Below are 22,910 nucleotides of genomic sequence, written 5' to 3' on the forward strand. Positions count from 1 at the left end.
CTTTCTCGGACCGTCGGCGGTCCATGGAGGTTCAGCGCCGGAATTTGTTCTCGATGAGCTGGGTGATCCGCTCGGCCGACTTGCCGTCCGCCAGCGGGAGGGTGCGGGTGATCCGGTCCTGGTAGATGGCCGGCCACTGCGACGCCTTGTCGTCATACGCCTCGGTGGTCAGGCGTGCAGCGTCGGACAGCTCGGTGGCGACCGGACCGAAGCCGTGCTCGTCGTAGTCCCAGTAGCCCGGCAAGTACGTGTGCGAACCATTGAGGAACGCGTCCTGGTCGAACTGGAAATAGACGACTCGCGACTTGGCCAGGGCCGCGTCGAAGAAGATCGACGAGTAGTCGGTCACGGTCACCCGGGCACTGGCCATCAGTTCGTGGATGTCAGGTGCCCCGTCGATCACGGTGACGTAGTCGGGGTAGCTGACGTCGGCTGTGTTCCCGCGGAAGTTCGGGTGTGGGAGGTAGATGATCTGCGCGTGTTCTTCGTCGACGAGTCGCTTCAACTCCGGGTGGCGCAGTAGGCCCATCCAGTTGCGGCCGTAGTCGGTCTGCAGGAACGGTGCGCGCAGCTTGCGCCGAGCGGCGAACGACGACTTGGGCAGGAAGAGCGAGTGACGCCAGGTCGGGGCGATCAGCACCACCGACCGCTCGTCGTAGGGGTGTCCTTCGGCCTTCTTGACGATGTCGTCGTGCCGGGGGAAACCGGTCAGCACCACGCTGTCGGACGTCAGCTTGTATGACGTGTCGTCCGCGACGATCGACTCCTGCTCGTCGACGCTGGCAGTGGTCAGCAGGTCGATGTCCTTGCTGTTGAACCAGTGCGACAACTCGTGCTGCAACACTCCGTGCTGCAGGTAGACGAACCGCCAAGGGCGCCGCTTGCGCGGGTACAAGGTGTTCGGGATGGGTGTGACGATCTCCACGTCCAGCTGGGACGATGCGACGACTGACGCCTTCTGCAGGGCGATTTTGTGCTCGAGGCTGCGGTAGGCGATCAGCCGGAACCCGAGGTTGGTCAGCCGCTCCCACTCGGGAGTGTCCTTCTTGATCACGAACCAGGCGTTGATCTTCGGTCGCTCGGCGCGCAAGTAGTTGTAGAGGTATTCACCGTTGTCGTGCCCGGAGGCGACGCGGTCCATGATCAGCCACGCGTCGGTGTACTTGCCGCCGACCCGTGGGGTCCTGGCGAGGTTCTGGATCGCCGCGTTGTAGCGCTTGTTCCGCAGCGCCGCACCCTTCTTCACGACGGTGGGTGCTGACCTGATCGGAGCCTTGGTGTAGCACACCACCTCGGCGGCGCCCCGGATCGCGACCTGTCGCCACATGGGCACGAGATTCGGCTTCGTGGGAGCCGTCATCTGCGAATGCGCGGAGGAGGCCTCGAACACCCCCAAGTAATAGGGCCCGTATTGCAGTGGTCGCGGCTTCCCGTCCAGGACGATGCTGATGTCGGGCAGAGCGGGCAGCCGCAGGATGCGCTCGTGCAACAAGTCCTGGCCGAGGTAGTCGAGTTTGCGCGTCTTCGTGGCCACGGGGGTCACGGCCCGGCCGGTGCTCTCGACGGACTCGGTCGGGAGGTCACCCTGGTAGAGGTAACAGATCTCGAACGCGCCGGGAAGGTTCCTGGACACCCGGACCATGCCGTTGTCCGGCAGCGGGCGACCACCGAGGGTGAGCATGAGGGCACGCACTTCGCCCGAGATGCGAGTCAGCCGGTAGTTGACGACGGCCGGCTCGCTGATCCGGTGCAACACGTCCTGAAGCAGCCGGACGGCACGAGTCTTCTCGTCGTCGGTGAGGTGAATGGCCTTGCGCTCGCGCTCCATCTCGCGCGGGAGATACCAGCCCAAGTCGTAGAGGACGAGGTACTCCAGCCACCTGGGCACCCCGCCCTGGGACTGCGCGAGCTCCAACAGCGGGAGATAGCCGCGGTCGAAACGGCCGAAGTAGAAGTCGGGGTTGGTCTTGTAGGTGTTGGCGGCGGACGTGGCGTCACTGCGCTGCCGGTAGTAGTAGATCGACTTCTTCAGCGGCGCCACGACGCTGTTGGGTGCATGCAGCAGGTAAGTGGCGGAGAAGACCGCGTCCTCGGCCACCCGCAGCCCGTCGACGAAGGAGACCTCGTGCTCGCGGATGATGTCCAGCCGGAAGAAGGCCGAGGCGGCCTGCGTCTGGATGAAGGTCGGCCGCAGACCCAGGTCCACCGTGGCCGAGTTGTCGCGGAACTTGTGCCGCAGGTGGTGCTGGTCGCGCCGGTTGCCGGTCGCCTCGTCGTAGTACCAGACGTTGGCGCTGAGCAGCACCGCTTCCGAACCGGCGGCGCCGCGCACGGTTTTGGCGGCCTGGGCGAAGTAGTTGTCGCTGAGCAGGTCGTCGGAGTCCGGGAAGGTGATCCAGTCGCCGGTTGCTGCGGTGATGCCGGTGTTGCGGGCGCGAGAGACACCGCCGTTGTCCTGCCGGATCACCTGCCCCGCGTGTGCCGAGCGGTCCAGCCATGATTTGGCCATCGCACCCGATGCGTCGTCCGACCCGTCGTCGACGAAGATGAACTCCAACGCGTAGTCGTCAGGGACCTGTGAATCGAAGCAGTCCAGCAGGTCGCCCAGGTACTTCTCGGTGCGGAACAACGGCACCACTACGCTGAACTTCGGAGTCGGTGTCAACTTTCATCACTTTCGGCTGGCTGTGAGTATGACGGCAAGGCGTCAGGATAACTGGTCGAGACGTGCTGACCTGCCATCGCGAGCACCGCCTGACGGGGGTCCGCAACCCTCAGCGGGAGAACGCACGCTTAACAAGTATTCAGTTTCGGCACTTATGGTTGGTCGCCGTGACGACTACCGCCAAGCCGCCTGCACCGCACACGCGCACCGTCGGAAGCGCCATTGCCTTCCGTTCCGACATCCAGGGCCTGCGCGCGATCGCGGTCCTGCTCGTGGTCATCTACCACATCTGGCCCGGTCGGCTGACCGGCGGCTTCGCCGGCGTCGACGTGTTCTTCGTCATCTCCGGATTCCTGATGACGGCGGTGTTGCTGAAGACCCGACCCAGCTCGGGTCGGGGTTTCGCGGAGTTCTGGGCGCGGCGGATCCGACGTCTCGTTCCTACGGCGTTGGTGGTGCTGCTGGCAACCGCGGTCGCTACCCGCGCGGTGGCACCGTCGACGATGTGGACGGGCACTGCCCGCGAGACGATCGCGAGCATCTTCTATGTCGAGAACTGGGTGCTCGCGGGCAACAGCGTCAACTATCTCGCTGAGGACAATGCGCCCAGCCCGCTGCAGCACTACTGGTCCCTGTCGGTGGAGGAGCAGTTCTACATCTTCTGGCCGTTCGTCATGGCGCTGGCGATCTGGTGGGCGTATCGGCGGGTGACGGCGGCAGCCGAGGACTCCGGCCGGGTGACCGCGCGGTTGATGACCGTGCTCGGGGTCGTGTTCGCTGGGTCCTTGGCCTACTCCGTCTGGTACACGTCGGTCAACCCGGCCGGCGCCTATTTCGTCACCCCCACGCGGATTTGGGAGTTGGCCCTCGGTGGGCTGGTCGCGGTCCTGCCGGCGGTCGCCGTCGAGAAGCTTCCGCTGTGGGCGCGGACGAGCCTGTGCTGGCTGGGCCTCGCCGCGATTCTGGTCACCGGATTCACCTACGTCGGCAGTATGCCGTTCCCCGGCTACTCGGCCCTGCTGCCGACCGTCGGGACCGCACTCGTGCTCTGCTTCCATCCGACCGAATCGACGCTGGCCGGGAAGGCTCTCGCGCTGCGTCCGGCGCAGTTCGTCGGAGACATTTCGTACTCCCTGTATCTGGTGCACTGGCCGCTCATCGCCCTCTTGCCGTACAAGAGCGGACACCTCGGCCGGATCGACAGGTTCGGGATCCTGATCGTGTCGATCGTGCTGGCGACGCTGTCCAAGAAGTACATCGAGGACGTGTTCCGCCAGAAACGCACCCGGAAGGTGCTGGGCAACACCTACCGCTACGGCGTGGCGGCGATGGTGGCGCTCGCGCTCGCCGCGGGCGGCTGGTGGTGGTCGGGAAACGCGCAGCTGCGCGCGGAGCAGCAGGCGGCGGCGAAGGCCGCGGCCAACGCCGGCCCGTGCTTCGGTGCGGCCTCCATGGCGAAGGGGTTCACCGCGTGCCCGCAGGACCCGGCGGTGAAACCGGTGCCTTCCGGAGCGGCCGCCAAGAACGACAAGCCTTCGGCATACAAGGACAACTGCTGGTCGGACTCGCCATACACGGGTCGGGAGATCTGCCACTACGGCTCCGGCAAGATCAAGGTTGCTCTCGTCGGCAACTCGCACGCGGGTCATTGGCTCCCGGCCCTGCAGGAGATGGCCAAGCAGAACAACTGGTCGATCACGACCTACCTGATCTCACAGTGCGCGCCGAGCGACGAGCTGCAGAAGTTCCCGACCACGGCGATGACCACCAATTGCAACAACTACGGCAAGTGGGTGCTGGACCAGACGGCGCACGGTCAGTACGACCTGATCATCAGCTCCAACCGGGAGTCGGTCCAATCACTGGGCAAGAACGACTGGCCCTCGAGCGAGAAGGTCGCGCAAGCCGGGTTCCACACCTATCTGAAGAAGTGGTCGGCCGGCGGTACCCCGATCGTCCTGATCCATGACCTTCCCTACCCGGGCAAGACGGTCCAGACCATTCCGGACTGCCTGGCCGAGCACCCCGGCGCGAACGACAAGTGCTCGGGCACGCCCACGTCCTGGAAGTGGTACTACCCGTTCACCGCTGCCGCGGCAGGAGTACCAGGTGTGCACACCATCGACATGACCAAGTACTTCTGCACCACGAAGACCTGCCCGGCGGTCATCGGCGGTGTCACGGTCTACTTCGACGGATCCCACATGACCGCGACCTATGCCCGCTCGTTGACCCCCTACCTGGAGGCGAACCTCCAGCACCTCGGGGTCGGCGTGTCCTGACCCGCCGCACCGGGCTGGAGCCCGGTGCCACACAGACAGCTGTGCCCCGGCCGAAGCGGCCGGGGCACAGCTGTCTGCGGTTCGGAGGATTCAGCCCCTCGTCGCGGCCGAGGTGACCGCGGTCTTCAGGGCTCCCTGCAGGTTGTTGTCGAAGGACGGCGCCCCGTTGCCGTACAACGCGATGACGTGACGCAGTATCGGGAACGACTGGCTGCCGGTCGATTGCGTGTAGACCGGCTCGACATACAGCAGCCTCCCGGCCACCGGTATCGCCTCGAGGGAGCCCAGCACGACGTTGGACTGGCCACCACGTTGCAACGTCAGTGCTTCGGTGATCGTGGTGTCCGACTCGATGTCGTTCTGCACCTGGGACGGTGATTCACCGCCGCCTTCCGAGGGGAACGACAGCACGGTGAACTTCCCGTAGTCGGGTCCCGGTTTCGCGTCAACCGACACGAACGCGGCCAGGTCGCGGCCGTTGTAGGTGACCATCGGACTGGACAATGCGTAGCGCTCGGCGCCGAAGCCGTTCGCGGACATCGAGATGTACTGCGACGGCTGGTTCGGCGTGGCCGCGGCCGAGGACGCCCCGTTGATCGTCTTGGCGGCTGCGACGGTCGGGTCGGTCGGGACGGTCCAGAAGTCGTTTCCGCTGTAGAAGTCCTCCGGCCCAGTGACGTGATACTTCGCCAGCAGCGTGCGCTGCACGTTGAACAGGTCGGTCGGGTAGCGCAACTGCGCCAGCAACGACGAGGAGATGCTCGACTGCGGCTTCACCAGGCCGGGGAAGACCGACTCCCATGCCTTCAGCAACGGATCGGGCTGCTGCTTCTGGTTCCACGCGTAGAGCGTGACCTTTCCGGTGTAGGCGTCGACGACGGCCTTCACCGAGTTGTGCAAGTAGTTGACACCCGTGCTCGACTGCGACACCGACGAACCGTCCTGTGTCAGCGTGGTGTTCGTCGCCGAATGGAGGTTGACCTGCTGTGAGTCCGGGTAGTTGTTGGAAGTGGTGTAACCGTCCACGACCCAGTCGATCTTGCCGTTGACGACTGCCGGATAGACATCGCCGTCGAGGGTCAACCAGGGCGCCACCTTGGCGACGCGAGTTCGTGGATTGCGAATCTCGAGTAGCTGGGACGCACTGTTCAGCTCGGAACTGAACAGGATGCTCGGGCTCTTCAACTGCGTCGCGAACAGGAACCGACGCAGGGTCGACCCGATCGGTATGCCGCCATTGCCGGCGTAAGTCGTGTGCGCGGAGCTGGCCGATCCCTTGGAACCGGGGTGGTCGAATTCGAGGTTCTGGTGACTTCCGGCAGGTTGGCCCACGATCGCGTACGAACCGGACGGGAACCCCTGCCCGAAGTAGACCTGCGGCCGAGAGACCGGGATCTCCTGGGAAGGTGGCATGCCGCCGTCCAGGAACGCCGGGCTCTCCGTCGCTGCGTCCATCCGGTCCGAGGGGCTGCCACGACTCCGTAACCGTGGGTGTAGACGAGGTGGCTGTTGACCCAACTGCTGCTGGGAATCCCGGAGAGGTTCAGCTCACGAGTCGCGATCGCGACGTCCTGCCCGGTCGCGCCGGGCAGGTTGTAGTGACCGACGTCGAGAGTCGACTTGAACTGGTAGTACGGCTGAAGTTGCTGTTTGACCGTGAAGGTCGGGGACAGCTTGTTCGGGTCGAGGACAGGGATCTGCGCAGTCTTGTTCGCGAGGCCGACCAGAGTTTTGGGGTTCGTCGTGTTCGACGACGAGTTGTAAGGCACGGTCGTGACGTCTCCGTCGAGACCGAACGCCGCGAGCGTGGCCTTCTGGTTCTGGGCGATCTCCGGCAGGTCGACCTGCGCCTGGCTGGGCGCTTCACGGAGCCGGTAGACCAGCTTCGGCCAACCTGCACCGACCACCAACGCGGCGACGAGCAGCGTGACCAGCGTGGCGACGAGCATTCGGGCACGTCCCAGGACGAACCCGTTGACGAGCAGGGATGCGGCGCACAGGACAGCGATGACGACCATGACGTACTTGCTCGGAACGAGTGCGTGGACGGCGGTGTACCCGGCGCCGGTCACCGGGCCCTGGCCGGAGGTGGTCGCAGCGTATCGAGCCAGCCAGTAACCGACGGCCTTCAGCAACACGTAGGCGGCGCACAGCAACGACAGGAGTATGACGAACGGCCGGGTGACCTTCTGCCGGCCACCGCGCAGGCGCCATCCGCCATACCAATAACCGGAGACGACAGCGATGATCAGCCCGTACTGAACCGCACTCGACAACAGCGAGTCGATGGCGATGTGGAACGGAAGAACCTCGATATAGAACGAGATGTCCTTGTGGAACAACGGGTCGCTCTTGTGCCATGAGGTGGCGTGACTCCACAGCAGGTAGGTCTGCCACTGTGCAGCGGCGCGTTCGCCGATCCGCACAGCGGGGACCACTACCGCCACGAGCACGATCAGCCACTTGATGTGCGGCTCGATGTGTCGGAAGCCCGAACGGAAGATGTCGTCCTCGGGGTTGATCGCCAGCCGAGGTCCCGCCCGGCGCACGGCCATGATGGTCGCGCCGCCGATGACGCCGGCGATCAGCCCGAAGACCGTGAACAGCCCGACCTTGGCCCAGATCTCCTTGGAGTACACCGACCCGGCGTTGATGGAGTCGAACCACAGGTAGGTGGTGGCGATGCGCACCACCACCTGGAAGAGGACGTAGACGACCGCCAGCGCCACGACCACGATCGCCAACCGGATCATCCAGCGGCGCAGGAGACCGATCAGGCTCGCGCGCCGCTGGGGCTCGGCAAGTTGCGCGGACGGCATACGCAAGACACTCACCTCTGCCTACCCCGGCGGAACAGGGTGAGACTGCGGCCTGGTTCTTGCATGAAAGCCTCCTTGGCGGGCACCTGTGCAACGCCAGGTGGGCCCGATCTACCAACTGCGAGAGCGCTGCCCCTTCTGCGTGCGCCCTCAGATCGGGCACATCGTAGGCGCCGAAATCGAGTGTGCCCTTCAGGGAATTCGGAGGTTGTTCTCAGGAAACTGGCTCCTGGCCGTCAGCTGGCGCAGGTCGGCGAAAGCGCGCCCAGAGTGGTGGTCGGGCGGGCCGCCACGAGGATGGAAAGGCGTGGTGGATGCCGTATCCTGCACGTCGTGACACAGTCGGCGCAGACATCCAAGACCCCGGAGGGCGTCCAGCCGTCCGGCCAGGAGGTGCGGGCGCTGGTCGATCGGTTCGGCCTCAAGCGCGCGGGCGCTCGCGCACCGCTGGCCGAATACACGCGTGAGCTGTGGGCCAGGCGTTACTTCATCGTCGAGTTCTCCCGGGCGACCAACGCCTCCGGGTATTCCAAGAGCGTGCTCGGCCAGGCCTGGCAGGTGTTGACCCCGTTGCTCAATGCGGGTGTCTACTTCTTCATCTTCGGACTGTTGCTCAACACCCGACGGGGAGTCTCGAACTACATCGGCTTCCTGGTGGTCGGTATCTTCGTCTTCCAGTTCATCCAGTCCAGCCTGAACTCCGGCGCGAGGTCACTGCAGTCGAACATCTCCCTGGTTCGCACGCTGCATTTTCCGCGCGCGGTGTTTCCGGTCTCGGCGACTGTGGTCGCGCTCGAACAGATGCTCATGTCGTTGGTCGTGCTGGTGCCGATCGTGCTGATCACCGGTGAGCCGATCCGTCTGCATTGGCTCTTGGTGATTCCGGCACTGGCGATGCAGTCATGTTTCTGTGTCGGGCTGGCGTTCATCTTCGCGCGAATCGGTGCGAAGGTGCCGGACGTGTCGCAGATGCTGCCGTTCATCCTGCGCGTGTGGCTCTATACCTCCGGCGTCATGTTCAGCATCAACCAGATGACGGCACACATGAATCCGCTGGTCGGCAACCTGTTGAACGCGAACCCGGCAGCGGAGTTCATGTATCTCTACCGCGGTGCACTCCTGAAATCTGCGCCAGCTGCGTCGGTGAACGAGTGGCTCATTGCGCTCGGTTGGACGGTCGTCGTGGCCGGGGGCGGTTACGTATTCTTCTGGAAGGCAGAGGAGCAATACGGTCGTGACTGATTCAGCCGAGGGCCGAACGCCGACGGTGATCGCGGACGATGTCCATCTGACCTACAAGATCTCCGGTCGATACGCCAAGCGCGGCGGTGCCGCCGCGCTGGCGCGCACGATCATGCGCCAGTCGACGCCGGGGCTGCGTGAGGTGCACGCGGTGCGCGGGGTCTCCTTCACTGCCTGGGAAGGTGACGCCATTGGCCTCATCGGTCCGAACGGGTCGGGCAAGTCGACGCTGCTGCGGGGTATCGCGGGGCTGTTGACCCCCTCCGCCGGCGCCGTATACACCCGGGGAGACCCAGCCCTGCTCGGTGTCAACGCGGCGCTGATCTCGACGATGAGCGGCGAGCGCAACATCACCCTGGGCGGTCTGGCGATGGGTATGACGCCGGAAGAGGTGGCGGCGAGCTTCGATGACATTTGCGAGTTCGCCGGCATCGGTGAGTTCATCGCGTTGCCGATGAACGCGTATTCGAGCGGGATGGGTGCTCGTTTGCGTTTTGCGATAGCGGCGAGCAAGGCCCATGACATCCTGATGATCGACGAGGCGCTCGCCACCGGCGACGCGGAGTTCCGCCGGCGCAGCGAGCGCCGGATCAAGGAACTGCGCGACCAGGCCGGCACGGTGTTCCTGGTCAGCCACAGTCTCGGCGTCGTGCGGGAGACCTGCAACCGCGCGATCTGGCTCGAGAAGGGTCAGCTGGTCATGGACGGCGCCACCGACGAGGTGCTCGACGCCTACGAGGAGAAACACGACCCGCAGAAGGCCGCGCGGCGGCGTGAGGATCAGCGGCGGCAGGCCGAAGAGGCTGCGAAGCAGCAAGCAGCCGGTGTGCGGGCCACCGGCTAGCGACGTAGTTCCGGACTAACGGAACGGCCGCCTGCGCCACGCGGTACGGCCCCGGCGCGCTGCCTGCCGGAGCCGACGGGTCGCGGCGGCACGGGGTACAGATAACTTCTGGCTGCCCGACGCAGCAGCCGGAGCGACCTTCGGCACGGTGTCGTCGTCCGCCGTGAGATGCCAGTAAGGAGACTTTTCCACAGTCGACGCATCAGGCTTGTAGAACGGTCGGACCAAGCCGAGATGTGGGCGCTCCCAGGCGATGTCCGTGCGGACGACCTGTGCCGGGGAGCCGACTGCAATTGAATTGTTCGGGATGTCTCGCGTGACGATGCTGCCTATTCCGATGACCGATCCCTGACCGATCTTGGTGCCAGCGAGAATGATGGCGCCGGCCCCGATCCAGGTGTGCTGTCCGATCTTGATCGACTGTGCATCATTGACCCGCTTGCCGGTGCGGACGTCGAAAATCGGGTGGCCGTCATCGGCCCGGACTTCGTTCCGGCTGGCAAACATCACGTCGTCGCCGATATCGACCGAAACGCCTTCGACCGCGGAGATGAGGACCGACGATGTTGCGGAGACCTCGTCCCCGATCCGTACCTCGGCGTCCTGTCCGACGCGCACGTTGCCGGAGAAGGTGCGCTTGTGCCGGTTGGAACCGAGTAGGAATGTCCCGTTGTTCCCGTTGAAATCTATGCGTAACTTCGAGGCTTTGGCTTCGGAGTGAATGCGGGCGAGATTGTTTTTACCGCGAAAGGTAATGTGTATTGATTCCGTTGGGGTACCGGTGAATTCGATACGGTTGCCATTCTCATCAGAATATGGCGCCAGGGTGACGGTTTTCAATGCAGTTTATCCAAACGATCGACAGCGCGTCCCGAGCAGTAAATCGACCACCAAGATAACACGACCCAGGCAGTTCCCGGCGAATCGTCAGCCGGCGCCCGGGGGTGCGTGCTAGCTGCCGTGCGCGCGCAGCGCGGCACAGCGTTCGAAGAAGGTCGTGCTGGGCGGTTGCCACAGCAACCACGCTGCAGCGGCGCCGACCAGCAGCGTCGGCACCTCGGCGATCGTGGCGGCGGTGGTGCCTCGAGTCGCCATACCGATGGTGAGCAGGAGGTTCATCACAACCAGGACCGTCGCGACGATCCGTGCCCAGCCCAGTCCTCGACTGTTGGCGATGGCCATCACCAGCCAGACGACGGTCGCCACGACCGACATGGTCAGGAACCCGTCGTAGGTCAGATCGGCCGCGTGCTTCAGCTCGCCGGCCGTCAGCCGGTCGCCGGCCGACCGCGACTCGTTCGTGTGCTGCAGGGCGCTGGTGATGGCGCCGCGCGACAGGGCGTTGACCAGGACCCCGATGAGGGCGAGCAGCACTCCGGCATACATCAGCCGTATGGCGCTCACGACCGACTTCGGACGCAGCGCGGCCAGGCGAGGCGGGGCGGGTGCGGACCGGGCATCGGGCATGGGGTCCAGCTTGTCAGCCGGGACACGCTGGTGTGGCGTAGACGCGGATACGGACGCGCGGCGATGCTGCTCGGACAGTTACAGTCAGCGCATGAAGTTCATTGGGTACAGGCATCGGAGGCTCGGGATGGGGCCGCGTTGCAGGGAGCTTGCGACTCGCAACGCGAACGCGGAGTGAGCCTCCGTGCGCATTGACCTGCATAGCCATTCCACTCAGAGCGACGGCACCGAGACCCCCGCGGAGGTCATGCGGTCGGCAGCGAAGGCCGGGCTTGACGTCGTCGCGCTGACCGACCACGACACGACCCGCGGTTGGGGGCAGGCGGCACGGGCCGTCGCCGAGACGGGCGTCACGCTCGTGCCGGGTATCGAGATCTCCTGCGCGTATGACGGCATCAGCATTCACCTGCTCGGCTACTTCATCGACCCGCTCGACGCTCCGTTGCTGCGTGAGCTGGAACGCGCGCGCGCATCCCGCCGCAGCCGTGCCGAGCGGATGGTCGAGAGACTCGCTCCGGACACGGGCCTGACCTGGCAGCAGGTGCAGGACCAGTTCGGCGCGGACACCACGATCGGCCGCCCGCACATCGCAGACGCGCTGGTGGCCGCCGGGGTCGTCGCGTCACGGGACGAAGCCTTTACGGCATACCTCGCCTCGGGCTCGAAGTACCACGTGTCGCACTACGCGCCGCATCCGTCGGTCGCGACCCGGCTGGTGCGCGGCGCCGGGGGAGTGCCGGTGATGGCGCACCCGTTCGCGGCCGCGCGCGGGCGCACCGTGGGACCCGACGTGATCGAGGGTATGGCGGACGCCGGGCTCGCCGGTCTGGAGATCTACCACCGCGATCACACCGACGAGGCGATCGGGCAGGGCCTGCAGCTGGCCGAGCGGCTCGGCCTGCTCGTGACCGGGTCCAGTGACTATCACGGCACGGGTAAGCGGAACCAACTCGGCGAGAACCTGACCTCGCCGGAGGTGTTGGAGCAGCTGGTCGAGCAGGCGACTTCCGGTAGCGGGCCGATCCGGCCCTGAAAGTGCTGCCCTCGAGGGTGAGGGCCTCGCGACACACCGCAGTGGGGATAAAAAGATCGCCGGCACATCCCCGAATGTGCCGGCGATCTCTCCCTGGACCGTCGTCCGCTCCCCCAGTCTTGCGAACGAGCTTTGTCCATCGTGTCCGATCGGGCCGAGCCAAGCTATGCGACTCGGTATGAACTTTGCACAGCCCGGGCCTAGGCCCTAGGAGTAGGAGCCACCCCTCGGGGGTGTGCTGAGGACCAGCTCGATGCCTGCGCGCTGGGCGACTCCGAGCTTGCGCAGCACATTGCCGACATGCGTTTTGACGGTCTTCTCCGAGATGTGCAACTGCCGCGCGAGGTCGGCGTTGCTGACGCCGTCGCGGGCGATCAGTTGGGCGATCTCGCGCTCCCGAGCGGTCAGCTCGGCCGCCGGGTCGGGAGCGTCCGGGTCCTGGCCGGCTCCCGTGAAAGCCCCGAAGAGATCACCTATTTCGACCAATGTCGTCTCTGACAGCTGCTGCAGTGCGTGGGCGGCCTCGGCCACCGGGCCACCGGACGGAGACGCGAGCTCGGCAAGTTCCCTGATCTGCCGGTGCAGCCGGTTGACCCGTGAACTTACCGCATCGATCAGGTCCGTTTCGTCGCGCATGTTGCTGGTGTCCAGCTCGGGGTAGATCGTGTGGAGGTCGAGCTCGTCCTGCGCAGCGGTGTCCCGGGCGAAGGAGTGCATCAGCGCGCGGCCGAGCCACTCCAGGGCACGGATCGCCTCGTCGTCATACACGTGGGGTTCCAGGCTCTGAGCACTCATCAAGCCGGCGACCTCACCGGTCACTGGGTCGATCAGCGGTACGGCCATCGCGTCCAGTGACACCTCGCTGATGTCGCCGAACGGCATGGCGTTCGTCAGCCGGCGTCCGCCGTCATCCCGGTAGGCGTAGGGCTGCTTGCTGCTACGGATCCAATGCGAAACGCCGTGCTTGCTGTAGCGCCCGATGTTCGGTCGCAGGAACTGATCGTGGTCGTAGATGTAGGGGATGAAGACGGTGTCCTCTTCCCGGAAGAACCCGATATAGAAGCTGTCGACCCGGGTCAACGCCGAGATCGTGGTCCGGCACACGGCGTAGCGCACCGCGTGAGCATCCCGATCAGAGGTGCGCAGCCATCGGTCGGCCGCCCGAAGCCGGTCGACGTATGGCGGACTGAACCGCGCTCCGGCCACGGGCCCGGATCAGCCCTGCTCGGCGGATGCCCGGCCCGCGGACCCACCGCGTTGGGTACGACGGCGTCGACGCGGTGTGCTGTTGTCGCGGCTGCCCTCGGCGTCGGCGTTGCGACCGGACGGCTTGCGCGGTCGGGTGCCAACACGGCCACCGTCGCGACTGCTGTCACGGCCGCCGTGCTGCTTACCGGTCTCGCCGAGGTCCTCGACCCGCTCGGCCCGAAGGCCCGCGCGGGTGCGTTGGGCGCGGGGCAACTCGCCGGTTGCCGAGGTCGGGATGTTGAGGTCGGTGAAGAGGTGGTCGGAGGAGGAGTAGGTCTCCGGAGGCTGCGGGATGCCCAGGTCGAGCGCCTTGTTGATCAGGCCCCAGCGGCCCAGGTCGTCCCAGTCGACGAAGGTGACGGCGATGCCGGTGTTGCCGGCGCGGCCGGTGCGGCCGATGCGGTGGACGTAGGTCTTCTCGTCTTCGGGGCACTGGTAGTTGACGACGTGGGTGACGTTCTCGACGTCGATGCCGCGGGCTGCGACATCGGTGGCGACCAGGGTGTCGACCTTGCCGGTGCGGAAGGCGCGCAGCGCCTGCTCACGAGCGCCCTGGCCGAGGTCGCCGTGCAGGGCCGCGGCTGCGAAACCACGGGAGGTCAGCTCGTCGCTGACCTTCGCGGCGGTGCGCTTGGTGCGGGTGAACACGACCGTCAGGCCGCGACCCTCTGCCTGCAAGAGGCGCGCGACCATCTCGACTTTGTCCATGGCGTGTGCGCGGTAGACGAACTGCTCCGTCGCGGCGACCGTCTGGCGGTCGTCGCCGTCCTCACTCATCGCCCGGATGTGGGTGGGCTGGGTCATGTAACGGCGTGCCAGCGACACGACGGCGCCGGGCATGGTTGCCGAGAAGAGCATCGTCTGGCGCGAAGCCGGCGTCATCGCCAGCAGCTTCTCGACGTCGGGCAGGAAGCCGAGGTCGAGCATCTCATCGGCCTCGTCGAGCACGACACTGCGCACGTGACTCAGGTCGAGGTGACCCTGGCCGGCGAGGTCGATCAGCCGGCCCGGGGTGCCGACGACGATCTCGACGCCCTTCTTCAGCTGGTCGATCTGCGGCTCGAAGGCTCGACCGCCATAGATCGTGGCGACGCGGATGCCGCGGCGCTTGGCCGCGGTCTGCAAGTCGCCGGCGACCTGCACCGCGAGCTCGCGGGTCGGCGCGACGGCCAGTGCCTGCGGCTTGCCGGGGGCGATCGACTGCTCGAACCCGTCGTCGTTCGGGCCGATGGTCTGCTGCAGCATCGGGACGGCGAAGCCGAGCGTCTTGCCGGTGCCTGTCTTGGCCTGGCCGATGATGTCGTGGCCGGACATGGCCACGGGCAGCGTCATCGCCTGGATCGGGAACGGTGTGGTGATGCCCGCCTCGGAGAGCGCGGCGACGATGTCGGGGTGCACCCCGAAGTCAGCGAACGTCTGGGTGGGCGTGGCCTCGTCGGGCTGTGCCGGCGCGGTCTCGTCGGGCTGGGTGATGGTGGTTTCGTCGGTCATGACGGGTGATGAAATCTTCCTGTGATCGGCTTGCGTCGCCTCCAGCGCCGGGCGGTGACCTTGCAAGGGTCGCGCCGGCGCGAGCATCGCTTCGCGCGGTGTAGCGGAGCCGATCGGAATTTTTCGGGTAGCGGGCAACCCCGCAGCTGTGTCTTCGTGACCGACCGGGCACCTGGGTGAACCGGTTGTGCTCGTACGTGACGGGCGTGCTAAGCACCACCCGTCGTGGCAAATTGTACCTTGCTGGGGCGTCATACCTCGCCAGCTACGATCTGGGCATGACCGATGACGCCCGCGACCGGCCCGTACGTGTCGAGCAGGATCTTGCGGAGCCGGGCTATCGGCGCGGTGTCATCGCACTCCTCGGTGTGCTGGCGTATGGCGAGCTGGTCGGCTTCCTCACCATCGCGCAGGAGGCCGGGTTCGCGTCGTCGTCGCAGGACAAGGTGACATTGGCGAAGGTCGCGACCCAGGAGTTCGCACACTACGAGCGACTCGCAACGCGGATCGAGGAGCTCGGAGCCGACCCGCACCAGACGATGGCACCGTTCACCCGAGCGGTCGACGACTGGCACCGGCGGGCAACACCCGCCGACTGGGTCGAGGCGCTGATGAAGGTCTACGCCGGCAACTCGATCGCGAACGACTTCTATCGCGAGGTCTCCGAACTCGTCGACCCCGAGACGCGCCGGCTGACGCGTGAGGCGCTGGAGGACGCCGGTCAGGTTGAGTTCGCCGCAGGGGAGTTGCGCCGGGCGATCGCCGCCGACGACAAGGTCGCGGGGCGGCTCGCCCTGTTCGGCCGCCGGCTGATCGGCGAGGCTCTGTCGCAGGCGCAGCGCGTGGCCGCAGAGAACGACGACTTGATGGGGCTGCTGGTCGACACCGGGTCCGGTTACGGCCTCGACCTGCGCGACTGGATGCACATGTTCACCCGGCTCACCGACGCACATACCGCGCGGATGGAGGCGCTCGGCCTGTCCGCGTAGGGGTTTCGCCATACCCGAAAATGCCCCGCAACCTGTGTGGTTGCGGGGCATTTCTTCGTGCGGTTGGGTCAGCGGGCGACTTGCTTCTTGGCCGTCATGTTGCCGTAGATCGTGATCGCGATGCAGGCCACGATGACGCCGACGATGAGCGGGATCCACTTGATCCCACCGTTGCCTCGGTAGCCGATCATGCCGACGATCAGGGTTGCGATGAACGAGGACACGATGCCGATGCCGATGGTCATCATCATCGACAGGTTCTGCTTGCCCGGCAGTACCAACCGGGCGAGCACGCCGATGATGGCCCCGAGGATGATGGCCCCGATGATTGCGCCGATCATGTGCTTCTCTCTTTCTGGTCGCGGTCCTGTCGGGAGACGGACCCTGAAGGCTGACCTTCCTACACCCTGGGAGAACCTGCAATGGTTGATGTGGGCGCGCCGTGTATCTGTTCGGTAAATGTCTGGCGTCGTCGTGGCTGTCACCGGCGAGTGCAACGCTGGTATGACGGTCGGCTTGACCCTGAAAACTGTTTGCCGCGGATCACGGCGATGAGTCAGGGTTTACCCGGGAACGATCAGGGTTGAACCGCATAGCGGTCGGATCAGGGTCGGGGGAATAGTCGTTGTCGACACTGCAGCACACTTCATGATTCTCGGGAGGAACCACATGACCAACCCAGCAGCCGCCCCAGAGGTGGCGCTCGAAGCGCAAGCGCCGCCGGCCGCCGCGGCATACAAGCTGGCGAAAACCTACGGCAAGGGCGAGACCGTCGTGCACGCGTTGCGCGAGGTTTCGGTCGAGTTCGCGGCGGGGGAGTTCACCGCGATCATGGGGCCGTCCGGCTCGGGCAAGTCGACGCTGATGCACTGCCTCGCCGGGCTCGACACCGCGAGCTCTGGCAATGTGCAGATCGGCCCGATCCCGCTGAACGGCCTGAACGACAAGCAGATGACCAAGCTGCGTCGTGACCTGGTCGGCTTCGTCTTCCAGTCGTTCAACCTCGTGCCGACGTTGACCGCGCGCGAGAACATCACGCTGCCGCTGGACATCGCGGGCAAGAAGGTCGACAAGGACTGGATGCAGGCGGTTGTCGACCGCCTCGGTCTCGCCGACCGCCTCGGACACCGTCCCAGTGAGTTGTCCGGTGGCCAGGTGCAGCGTGTCGCGTGTGCGCGTGCCCTGGTCGCGCGCCCGCAGATCATCTTCGGTGACGAGCCGACCGGCAACCTGGACTCCAGGTCCTCGGCCGAGGTGCTGTCGATCCTGCGCGCAACGGTCGACGACTTCGGCCAGACCGTTGTCGTCGTGACGCACGACCCACGGGCCGCGTCATACGCCGACCGGGTGATCTTCCTGGCCGATGGGCAGATCGTGAACGACCAGCGTGGCCTGTCGACCGACGACATCTACGAATACATGAAGCACCTCGACGAGCACCCGCCGACTCAGGTGCCGGAGCAGTCGTCCGAGACGCAGTCGCCGGCCGCGGGCCGGGACTGATCGACATGGCATCCACGATGCGCAAGGTCTCCTTGCGAAATCTCGCGGCGCACAAATTGCGCCTGATCCTCACCGTCTTGTCCGTCGTGCTCGGCACGTCGTTCATCGCCGGCGCCCTCATCTTCACCTCGACGATGAGCAACGCCTTCAACGGCATCTTCGACAAGGTCGCCATCGGCGTCGACACCCAGATCAGCCCGAAGACGTCCGCCACCAACGCGTATGGCGGGCTCGAGAGTCTCGGTGTGCCGGACTCCGTCATACAACAGATCCAGCGGGACAAGTCCACGCTCGGCGTCGCCCGAGTCGTTCCGGGTTACCAGTCGATGATGACGATCGCCAATTCCAAGGGCAAGGCGCTGCAGACCGGGGTGCCCCTTCGATGGGCGCCAACTGGGTCCCCAAGGACCAGGCGCTCGACCCCGGTAGCGCGACGATCCTGCCCGGTGGCAGGGCGCCGCACGGGCCGCACGAGGCGGTGCTCAACAAGAGCGCTGCGAAGCGCGCGGACCTCAAGGTTGGATCGCAGACGAAGGTGGTCGTCTCGACGGGTGATGCCAAGCCCTTCGACGTCACGATCGTCGGCTTGGTGGACATGGCCGGAGACACGTCCGGTTACACCGAGATGGACTTCGACACGGCGACCGCCAAGAGACTGTTCACCGACGGATCGCACGCCTCGATGGTGCAACTCGGTGCGGTCAAAGGGGTCTCCGCCGACACGCTGAAGCAGCGGATCAACAAGGAGTTCCCCGGTTACAAGGTGCAGACCGGCGCCGAGGTGCGCAAGGAGAACAAGGACGCCATCAACTCGTTCCTGCAGATCTTCAACTACATCCTGCTGGCCTTCGCGGCGATCGGCCTGATCGTCGGCACGTTCATCATCTACAACACCTTTTCGATGATCGTCGCTCAGCGGGTCCGCGAGCTGGCGTTGCTGCGTGCCATCGGCGCGGGGCGTGGCCAGGTGATGCGTTCGGTGATGCTCGAAGCGATCGTGGTCGGTTTGATCGGCTCGATCATCGGGCTTGCGGTCGGCACCGGACTCGCCGCAGGGCTGCAAGCCCTCTTGTCCAGCACCGGCACCGGGCTGCCCAGTGGCTCGCTGGTCGTCGGTGCCGGGCCGATCATCGCGTGCATCCTGGTCGGTGTCGTCGTCACGACGGTCAGTGCCCTGGCTCCGGCCCGTCGTGCGTCGCGTGTCGCACCGGTGGAGGCCATGCGCGAGAGCCAGACCGACGGTGCGTCCTCGCTGCGAGTTCGCACTCTCATCGCGGCTGTGCTCGCTGTGCTCGCCGTCGTCGCGTTGGCGATCGGTGGCAGTGGCAAGGGTGGTGGCGCGGCCGGCATGGTCGGCCTCGGTGCCATCCTGACGATCATCGCGGTGGTGTGTGGGGCGCCGGCCCTGGCGCGACCGGTGGTCGGCGCGCTCGGCCTGGTGCTCGCCAAGCCGTTCGGAAAGCTCGGACAGCTGGCACGCACCAACGCCATACGCAATCCGCGGCGGACGGCCGCGACGGCCTTCGCGCTGACGCTCGGCCTGATGCTCGTGGCGATCATCGGCACGCTCGGTGCGTCGTTCAAGGCGACGATCAACGACGCCGTCAACAGCCAGGTCCGGGCTCCGATCATCGTGTCCGGCACCAGCGGCAGGGGCGCACTCCCGCCCGCCGTCAGTGCGGCGATCAAGAAGGTCGACGGTGTGGACCAGGTCGTCTCGATCCATGCCGTGTCGGCAACCGTGAACGGCAAGGACATCAGCGGAAATGCGCCGAGCGGCGATCTGACGAGAGCAGCGAGCATCACGATGGTCGAGGGCGTCGCGAAATTGCCGCCCAACGGTCTGCTGGTCTCCGACAAATACGCCAAGACGCACCACTGGACCGTCGGCCAGACGCTCACTTTCAAGAGCAAGTTCGGTCAGAGCGCCCAGGTGAACGTCGTTGGTATCTATAAGAGTTCGGCGTTGATGGATCCGTGGCAACTTGGCAACGGTGCGTTCGAGACGCTCACGCCGCCAAGCCTGCGCGCCGACTTCGTCGACCTCGTCCTGGTCAAGAACGGGGCGGACACTGCCGCCGTGCAACAGCGCGTCGAGGATGCGACGGGCTCCTACCTGACGGTGAAGGTGCAGACGAAGGAGCAGTTCGCCAACTCCTCAGCGCAGCAGATCAACCAGATGCTGGTGGTGCTCTACGGCATGCTCGGCCTGGCGCTGGTGATCGCGGTCCTCGGCATCATCAACACGCTGGCGCTGTCGGTCGTCGAACGCAAGCGCGAGATCGGGATGCTCCGGGCCGTCGGGATGTTGCGCAAGCAGGTCCGGCGCACGATCTACCTGGAGTCGGTGCTGATCTCGATCTTCGGGGCGCTGCTCGGCATGGTGCTGGGCGTGGTCATCGGCTGGTGTCTGGTCCGTACCTTCCGGGAGTGGCTGACCGGCATACAACCGGTCGTGCCTTGGGGCACCGTGCTCTTCACGCTGGTGGCTGCCGGTGTGTGTGGTGTGTTGGCCGCCCTGTGGCCGGCGATCCGGGCCGCTCGCACCAAGCCGCTGGAGGCCATCGCGGATCTGTGATCCGCGGTTACCGCAACGGCAACGGGCCGGTCACCTCAGTTGAGGTGACCGGCCCGTGTCGTTGTTGTCCGTGAGGAGTGCGACCAAAGACTCAGCCTCCGAAACCAACGCGGCCGCGCTGCTCACTGCCGATGTCGATGTAACCCAGCACGTTCCCGGGTATGACGACGTTGTGGCCGCGCTCGTCGGTCAGCACCAGAGGGGTGCCCTTCTCGAGAGCGGTCTCGACCAGCTTCTGGACCTCGTCCGGCGACTGCTCGGACTCCAGGACGACCTCGCGTGCGACGTGCTGCACACCGATCCGGATCTCCACGTTCAAGCTCCCTTGTAGTAGGCATCGAGTAGGGCGGTTCACCAATTGGCGTCACTCTACGTGGGGAGTGCAGGCGCGCCCGAGGCCACCGCCGCGACTGACGTAGTTGACGCTGAGTGACGCACTTGCAACTGCGTCACTCGGCGTCAAGTGCGTCACTCGGTGAAGTGTGGGTCGGTCAGGCGTCGGGCTGCTCGGGGTGCAGCGGGAAGCCGGCCAGGCCGCGCCATACAAGGCTTGCGACCAGATTCTCGGCCTCCTCGCGGGGCACGGTCCGCTGGTGCATCCACGAGCGGGCGACGGTCTGGGACATACCGACCGTTGCGACACCGAGCAGCAGGGACTTCTCCGGCGGCAGGTCGGTGTCCTCCTGGATGACCTTCGCGACGGCATCCGCGCACTCGGCGCTCATTTTGTCGACGCGGCCGGCGACCTCGGGCTCGCCGAGCAGGTCGGATTCGAACACCAGCCGGAAGGCGGCGTCCTCGCGCTCGACGAACGAGAAGAAGGTCCGCACCGCGGCGGCGACGCGCTCCTGGTTGTCCTGGGTCGAGGCCATCGCGGCGCGCACCAGCTCGGGCAGCTCCGCAGTGTGCTGCTCGATCAATGCGAGGTAGAGGTCGAGCTTGCCTGGAAAGTGTTGGTAGAGAACAGGTTTGCTGACGTGCGCCCGTTCGGCGATCTCGTCCATCGCCGCCGCGTGGTAGCCGGACTCGGCGAAGACCGACTGCGCAGCCTCCAAAAGCTGGGCTCGTCGAGCCGAGCGTGGCAGTCGTCCTCCGCGGGCTCCCGCGTCCGCAACACTCACTCCAGGTTCCTTTCTGATCAGCGCCCGACAAGGCGCCTCCGCTCGGCATACTAGAGCGAGACTAGGCTTCGGCAATGTGACTTGCCCACAAAGGTTACGCGGCAGTACGCCCAGTGACAGCAACCAGGCCGAGCGATACTCGCGGCACACGTTGCTGCCGGAGGTCGGTGTGGCAGGCCAGCGCAAGCTCGCCGCCGCCCGCGTGCTGGTGGTCGGCGCAGGTGGCCTCGCCGCCCCGGTCGTCTCGTATCTCGCCGGCGCGGGCATCGGGCGGCTGACCGTCATCGACGACGACATCGTCGAGTTGAGCAACCTGCACCGGCAGGTCATCCACCGCACGGCGGACGTCGGCGTCGCCAAGGTCGACTCGGCGGTGCGCGCGGCCACCGAGCTCAACCCGGACATCGAGGTCGTCGGTGTCGAGCAGCGACTGACCGCGGACAACGCATTGACGCTCTTCGCAGACCACGACGTGATCGTGGACGCCACCGACAACTTCGCCACTCGTTACCTGGTCAATGACGCGTGTGTGCTGCTCGGACTCCCACTGGTGTGGTCGTCGATCAACCGGTTCGACGGACAGGTCACAGTCTGGGGGTATGGCGAAGCCCCTTGCTATCGCTGCATTTTCCCGACTGCGCCGCCGCCAGGGACAGTTCCGTCGTGCGCCGAGGCGGGCGTGGTGGGGTCGCTGCCAGGTGTGATGGGTTCGATCCAGGCCACCGAGACGGTGAAGCTCGTGCTGGGCATCGGCGAGCCGTTGGCCGGTCGGATCCAGGTGCACGACGCGCTCGCCGGAACCTGGGCGACCGTGCCGGTCGCGCGTGACCCGGAGTGTGCGGTGTGCGGCGACCACCCGAGCATCACTGTGCTGCGGGACGAAGACGTGTCGTGCGGGATCTCGCAGGAGCCGGTGACGACGATTGGCGTGCGCGAGCTGGCAGACCTGATCGCCGCGGGACGGGTGCCGGTGTTGGTCGACGTGCGCACTCCGGCCGAACGCGACATCGTGTCGCTGCCCGGCGGCGGCATACATGTGGAGGTTGAGGGCCTGCGCGACGGCACTTCGCTTGATGCGGTTGCCGACCTGGACGAGGACGCGGTCTTCTACTGCCGCAGTGGCGCTCGGTCGGCGGAGGCGGTGCGGCTGGTCGCAGCGGCGACCGGCGTGCGAGCGCGTTCGCTCGACGGGGGCGTGCTCGCCTGGATCGATCAGATCGACCCGTCCCTCCCTCGCTACTGACATGACGGTCCACGAACTGCCCGAGCTGGCCGATGCGGTGCTCGAGGTCGTCGACAGCGTCCCCGAGGGCAAGGTCGTCACGTATGGCGACATCGGCAAGGTCGTCGGTGCCGGACCGCGACAGGTCGGTGCGGTGATGTCGGAGTACGGCGCCATGGTCACCTGGTGGCGGGTGCTGCGCGCCGACGGACGGCCTCCGCAGGGACACGAGGACGAGGCGCTCGCGCACTATCGCGAGGAGGGCACGCCGCTGAAGGGCGTCTTCCTGGACCGCGTCGACCTGCGCCGCGCGCGCTTCGACCTGACGACCCCTTGACCGAGAGGAGTACTGACTGACCGAGAGGAGTATGGATCGGCCCGGATTTCGTACTCCTCTCGGTCACGT

The 22,910-nt window shown here is 65.9% G+C and carries 18 protein-coding genes and 1 pseudogene; 9 read left to right on the forward strand and 10 right to left on the reverse strand.

The genetic code is table 11. From position 1 onward, the window contains the following. Positions 1-31: 31 nt before the first annotated feature. Positions 32-2,665 (reverse strand): CDP-glycerol glycerophosphotransferase family protein, encoded by a 2,634-nt coding sequence (locus ACFQDH_RS09825; protein WP_382400797.1) that lies wholly within the window; start codon positions 2,663-2,665, stop codon positions 32-34. A 167-nt stretch (positions 2,666-2,832) separates the two neighbouring features. Here ACFQDH_RS09825 and ACFQDH_RS09830 point away from each other — a divergent pair, with 167 nt between their 5' ends. Continuing rightward, entirely contained in the window at positions 2,833-4,947 is a 2,115-nt protein-coding gene (locus ACFQDH_RS09830; RefSeq protein ID WP_382400799.1) for an acyltransferase family protein, read from the forward strand. A gap of 90 nt (positions 4,948-5,037) precedes the next feature. Here ACFQDH_RS09830 and ACFQDH_RS09835 read toward each other — a convergent pair whose 3' ends face one another. Together ACFQDH_RS09835 and ACFQDH_RS09840 are read right to left on the reverse strand one after the other, a co-directional pair. After that, positions 5,038-6,402, reverse strand: coding sequence for a UPF0182 family protein (locus ACFQDH_RS09835; protein WP_382400801.1), 1,365 nt, complete (start codon positions 6,400-6,402; stop codon positions 5,038-5,040). A gap of 5 nt (positions 6,403-6,407) precedes the next feature. Beyond that, a pseudogene (locus ACFQDH_RS09840) lies at positions 6,408-7,766 on the reverse strand (UPF0182 family protein); the annotation flags it as partial. Between the two features lie 333 nt (positions 7,767-8,099). On the opposite strand from ACFQDH_RS09840, the gene ACFQDH_RS09845 reads away from it, so the two are divergent. Together ACFQDH_RS09845 and ACFQDH_RS09850 are read left to right on the forward strand one after the other, a co-directional pair. Beyond that, complete coding sequence (locus ACFQDH_RS09845; protein WP_382400803.1) at positions 8,100-9,008, forward strand: ABC transporter permease; 909 nt, start codon at positions 8,100-8,102, stop codon at positions 9,006-9,008. Further along, positions 9,001-9,852 (forward strand): ABC transporter ATP-binding protein, encoded by an 852-nt coding sequence (locus tag ACFQDH_RS09850; RefSeq protein ID WP_382400805.1) that lies wholly within the window; start codon positions 9,001-9,003, stop codon positions 9,850-9,852. The genes ACFQDH_RS09845 and ACFQDH_RS09850 overlap by 8 nt, the downstream gene beginning before the upstream one ends. Positions 9,853-9,867: 15 nt before the next feature. Here ACFQDH_RS09850 and ACFQDH_RS09855 read toward each other — a convergent pair whose 3' ends face one another. Together ACFQDH_RS09855 and ACFQDH_RS09860 are read right to left on the reverse strand one after the other, a co-directional pair. Further along, a complete protein-coding gene (locus ACFQDH_RS09855; protein WP_382400807.1) occupies positions 9,868-10,692 on the reverse strand; it encodes an acyltransferase in 825 nt (274 codons plus the stop codon). A 111-nt stretch (positions 10,693-10,803) separates the two neighbouring features. Next, positions 10,804-11,319: a hypothetical protein gene (locus tag ACFQDH_RS09860; protein ID WP_382400809.1), complete on the reverse strand. Its 516-nt coding sequence runs from the start codon at positions 11,317-11,319 to the stop codon at positions 10,804-10,806. Between the two features lie 184 nt (positions 11,320-11,503). Here ACFQDH_RS09860 and ACFQDH_RS09865 point away from each other — a divergent pair, with 184 nt between their 5' ends. Next, on the forward strand, positions 11,504-12,352 hold the full coding sequence (locus ACFQDH_RS09865; RefSeq protein ID WP_382400811.1) for a PHP domain-containing protein: 849 nt from the start codon (positions 11,504-11,506) through the stop codon (positions 12,350-12,352). A 207-nt stretch (positions 12,353-12,559) separates the two neighbouring features. On the opposite strand, the gene ACFQDH_RS09870 is transcribed toward ACFQDH_RS09865, so the two are convergent. Together ACFQDH_RS09870 and ACFQDH_RS09875 are read right to left on the reverse strand one after the other, a co-directional pair. Continuing rightward, a complete protein-coding gene (locus ACFQDH_RS09870; RefSeq protein ID WP_382400813.1) occupies positions 12,560-13,558 on the reverse strand; it encodes a LuxR C-terminal-related transcriptional regulator in 999 nt (332 codons plus the stop codon). 9 nt (positions 13,559-13,567) lie between these two features. Then, positions 13,568-15,091, reverse strand: a complete 1,524-nt coding sequence (locus ACFQDH_RS09875; protein ID WP_382400815.1) for a DEAD/DEAH box helicase — start codon at positions 15,089-15,091, stop codon at positions 13,568-13,570. Between the two features lie 278 nt (positions 15,092-15,369). On the opposite strand from ACFQDH_RS09875, the gene ACFQDH_RS09880 reads away from it, so the two are divergent. Further along, positions 15,370-16,080, forward strand: a complete 711-nt coding sequence (locus ACFQDH_RS09880) for a ferritin-like fold-containing protein (RefSeq protein ID WP_382400816.1) — start codon at positions 15,370-15,372, stop codon at positions 16,078-16,080. A 68-nt stretch (positions 16,081-16,148) separates the two neighbouring features. Here ACFQDH_RS09880 and ACFQDH_RS09885 read toward each other — a convergent pair whose 3' ends face one another. Then, complete coding sequence (locus ACFQDH_RS09885) at positions 16,149-16,421, reverse strand: GlsB/YeaQ/YmgE family stress response membrane protein (protein ID WP_382400818.1); 273 nt, start codon at positions 16,419-16,421, stop codon at positions 16,149-16,151. Between the two features lie 328 nt (positions 16,422-16,749). On the opposite strand from ACFQDH_RS09885, the gene ACFQDH_RS09890 reads away from it, so the two are divergent. Together ACFQDH_RS09890 and ACFQDH_RS09895 are read left to right on the forward strand one after the other, a co-directional pair. Continuing rightward, positions 16,750-17,583 carry an ABC transporter ATP-binding protein gene (locus tag ACFQDH_RS09890; RefSeq protein WP_382400820.1) on the forward strand — a complete coding sequence of 278 codons (834 nt, stop codon included), beginning with the start codon at positions 16,750-16,752 and terminating at the stop codon, positions 17,581-17,583. Positions 17,584-17,965: 382 nt separating this feature from the next. Continuing rightward, positions 17,966-20,161 (forward strand): ABC transporter permease, encoded by a 2,196-nt coding sequence (locus ACFQDH_RS09895; protein WP_382400822.1) that lies wholly within the window; start codon positions 17,966-17,968, stop codon positions 20,159-20,161. A 91-nt stretch (positions 20,162-20,252) separates the two neighbouring features. Here ACFQDH_RS09895 and ACFQDH_RS09900 read toward each other — a convergent pair whose 3' ends face one another. Both ACFQDH_RS09900 and ACFQDH_RS09905 read right to left on the reverse strand, forming a co-directional pair. Next, entirely contained in the window at positions 20,253-20,474 is a 222-nt protein-coding gene (locus ACFQDH_RS09900; RefSeq protein WP_382400824.1) for a DUF3107 domain-containing protein, read from the reverse strand. Positions 20,475-20,652: 178 nt separating this feature from the next. Beyond that, positions 20,653-21,282 carry a TetR/AcrR family transcriptional regulator gene (locus ACFQDH_RS09905; protein ID WP_382400826.1) on the reverse strand — a complete coding sequence of 210 codons (630 nt, stop codon included), beginning with the start codon at positions 21,280-21,282 and terminating at the stop codon, positions 20,653-20,655. A 76-nt stretch (positions 21,283-21,358) separates the two neighbouring features. On the opposite strand from ACFQDH_RS09905, the gene moeB reads away from it, so the two are divergent. Together moeB and ACFQDH_RS09915 are read left to right on the forward strand one after the other, a co-directional pair. Continuing rightward, complete coding sequence (gene moeB, locus ACFQDH_RS09910) at positions 21,359-22,525, forward strand: molybdopterin-synthase adenylyltransferase MoeB (protein ID WP_382400828.1); 1,167 nt, start codon at positions 21,359-21,361, stop codon at positions 22,523-22,525. 1 nt (position 22,526) lies between these two features. After that, positions 22,527-22,841 (forward strand): MGMT family protein, encoded by a 315-nt coding sequence (locus ACFQDH_RS09915; RefSeq protein WP_382400830.1) that lies wholly within the window; start codon positions 22,527-22,529, stop codon positions 22,839-22,841. Positions 22,842-22,910: the final 69 nt, after the last annotated feature.

The organism is Flexivirga alba, assembly GCF_042661025.1.
GTDB lineage: Bacteria > Actinomycetota > Actinomycetes > Actinomycetales > Dermatophilaceae > Flexivirga > Flexivirga alba.

Excerpts from the sequence above, each read along its gene's own strand:
- ACFQDH_RS09890 (WP_382400820.1), top strand. The coding sequence starts at position 16,750 with ATGACCAACCCAGCAGCCGCCCCAGAGGTGGCGCTCGAAGCGCAAGCG.
- ACFQDH_RS09875 (WP_382400815.1), bottom strand. The coding sequence starts at position 15,091 with ATGACCGACGAAACCACCATCACCCAGCCCGACGAGACCGCGCCGGCA.
- ACFQDH_RS09860 (WP_382400809.1), bottom strand. The coding sequence starts at position 11,319 with ATGCCCGATGCCCGGTCCGCACCCGCCCCGCCTCGCCTGGCCGCGCTG.
- ACFQDH_RS09885 (WP_382400818.1), bottom strand. The coding sequence starts at position 16,421 with ATGATCGGCGCAATCATCGGGGCCATCATCCTCGGGGCCATCATCGGC.
- ACFQDH_RS09895 (WP_382400822.1), top strand. The coding sequence starts at position 17,966 with ATGGGCGCCAACTGGGTCCCCAAGGACCAGGCGCTCGACCCCGGTAGC.
- ACFQDH_RS09880 (WP_382400816.1), top strand. The coding sequence starts at position 15,370 with ATGACCGATGACGCCCGCGACCGGCCCGTACGTGTCGAGCAGGATCTT.
- ACFQDH_RS09915 (WP_382400830.1), top strand. The coding sequence starts at position 22,527 with ATGACGGTCCACGAACTGCCCGAGCTGGCCGATGCGGTGCTCGAGGTC.
- ACFQDH_RS09835 (WP_382400801.1), bottom strand. The coding sequence starts at position 6,402 with ATGGACGCAGCGACGGAGAGCCCGGCGTTCCTGGACGGCGGCATGCCA.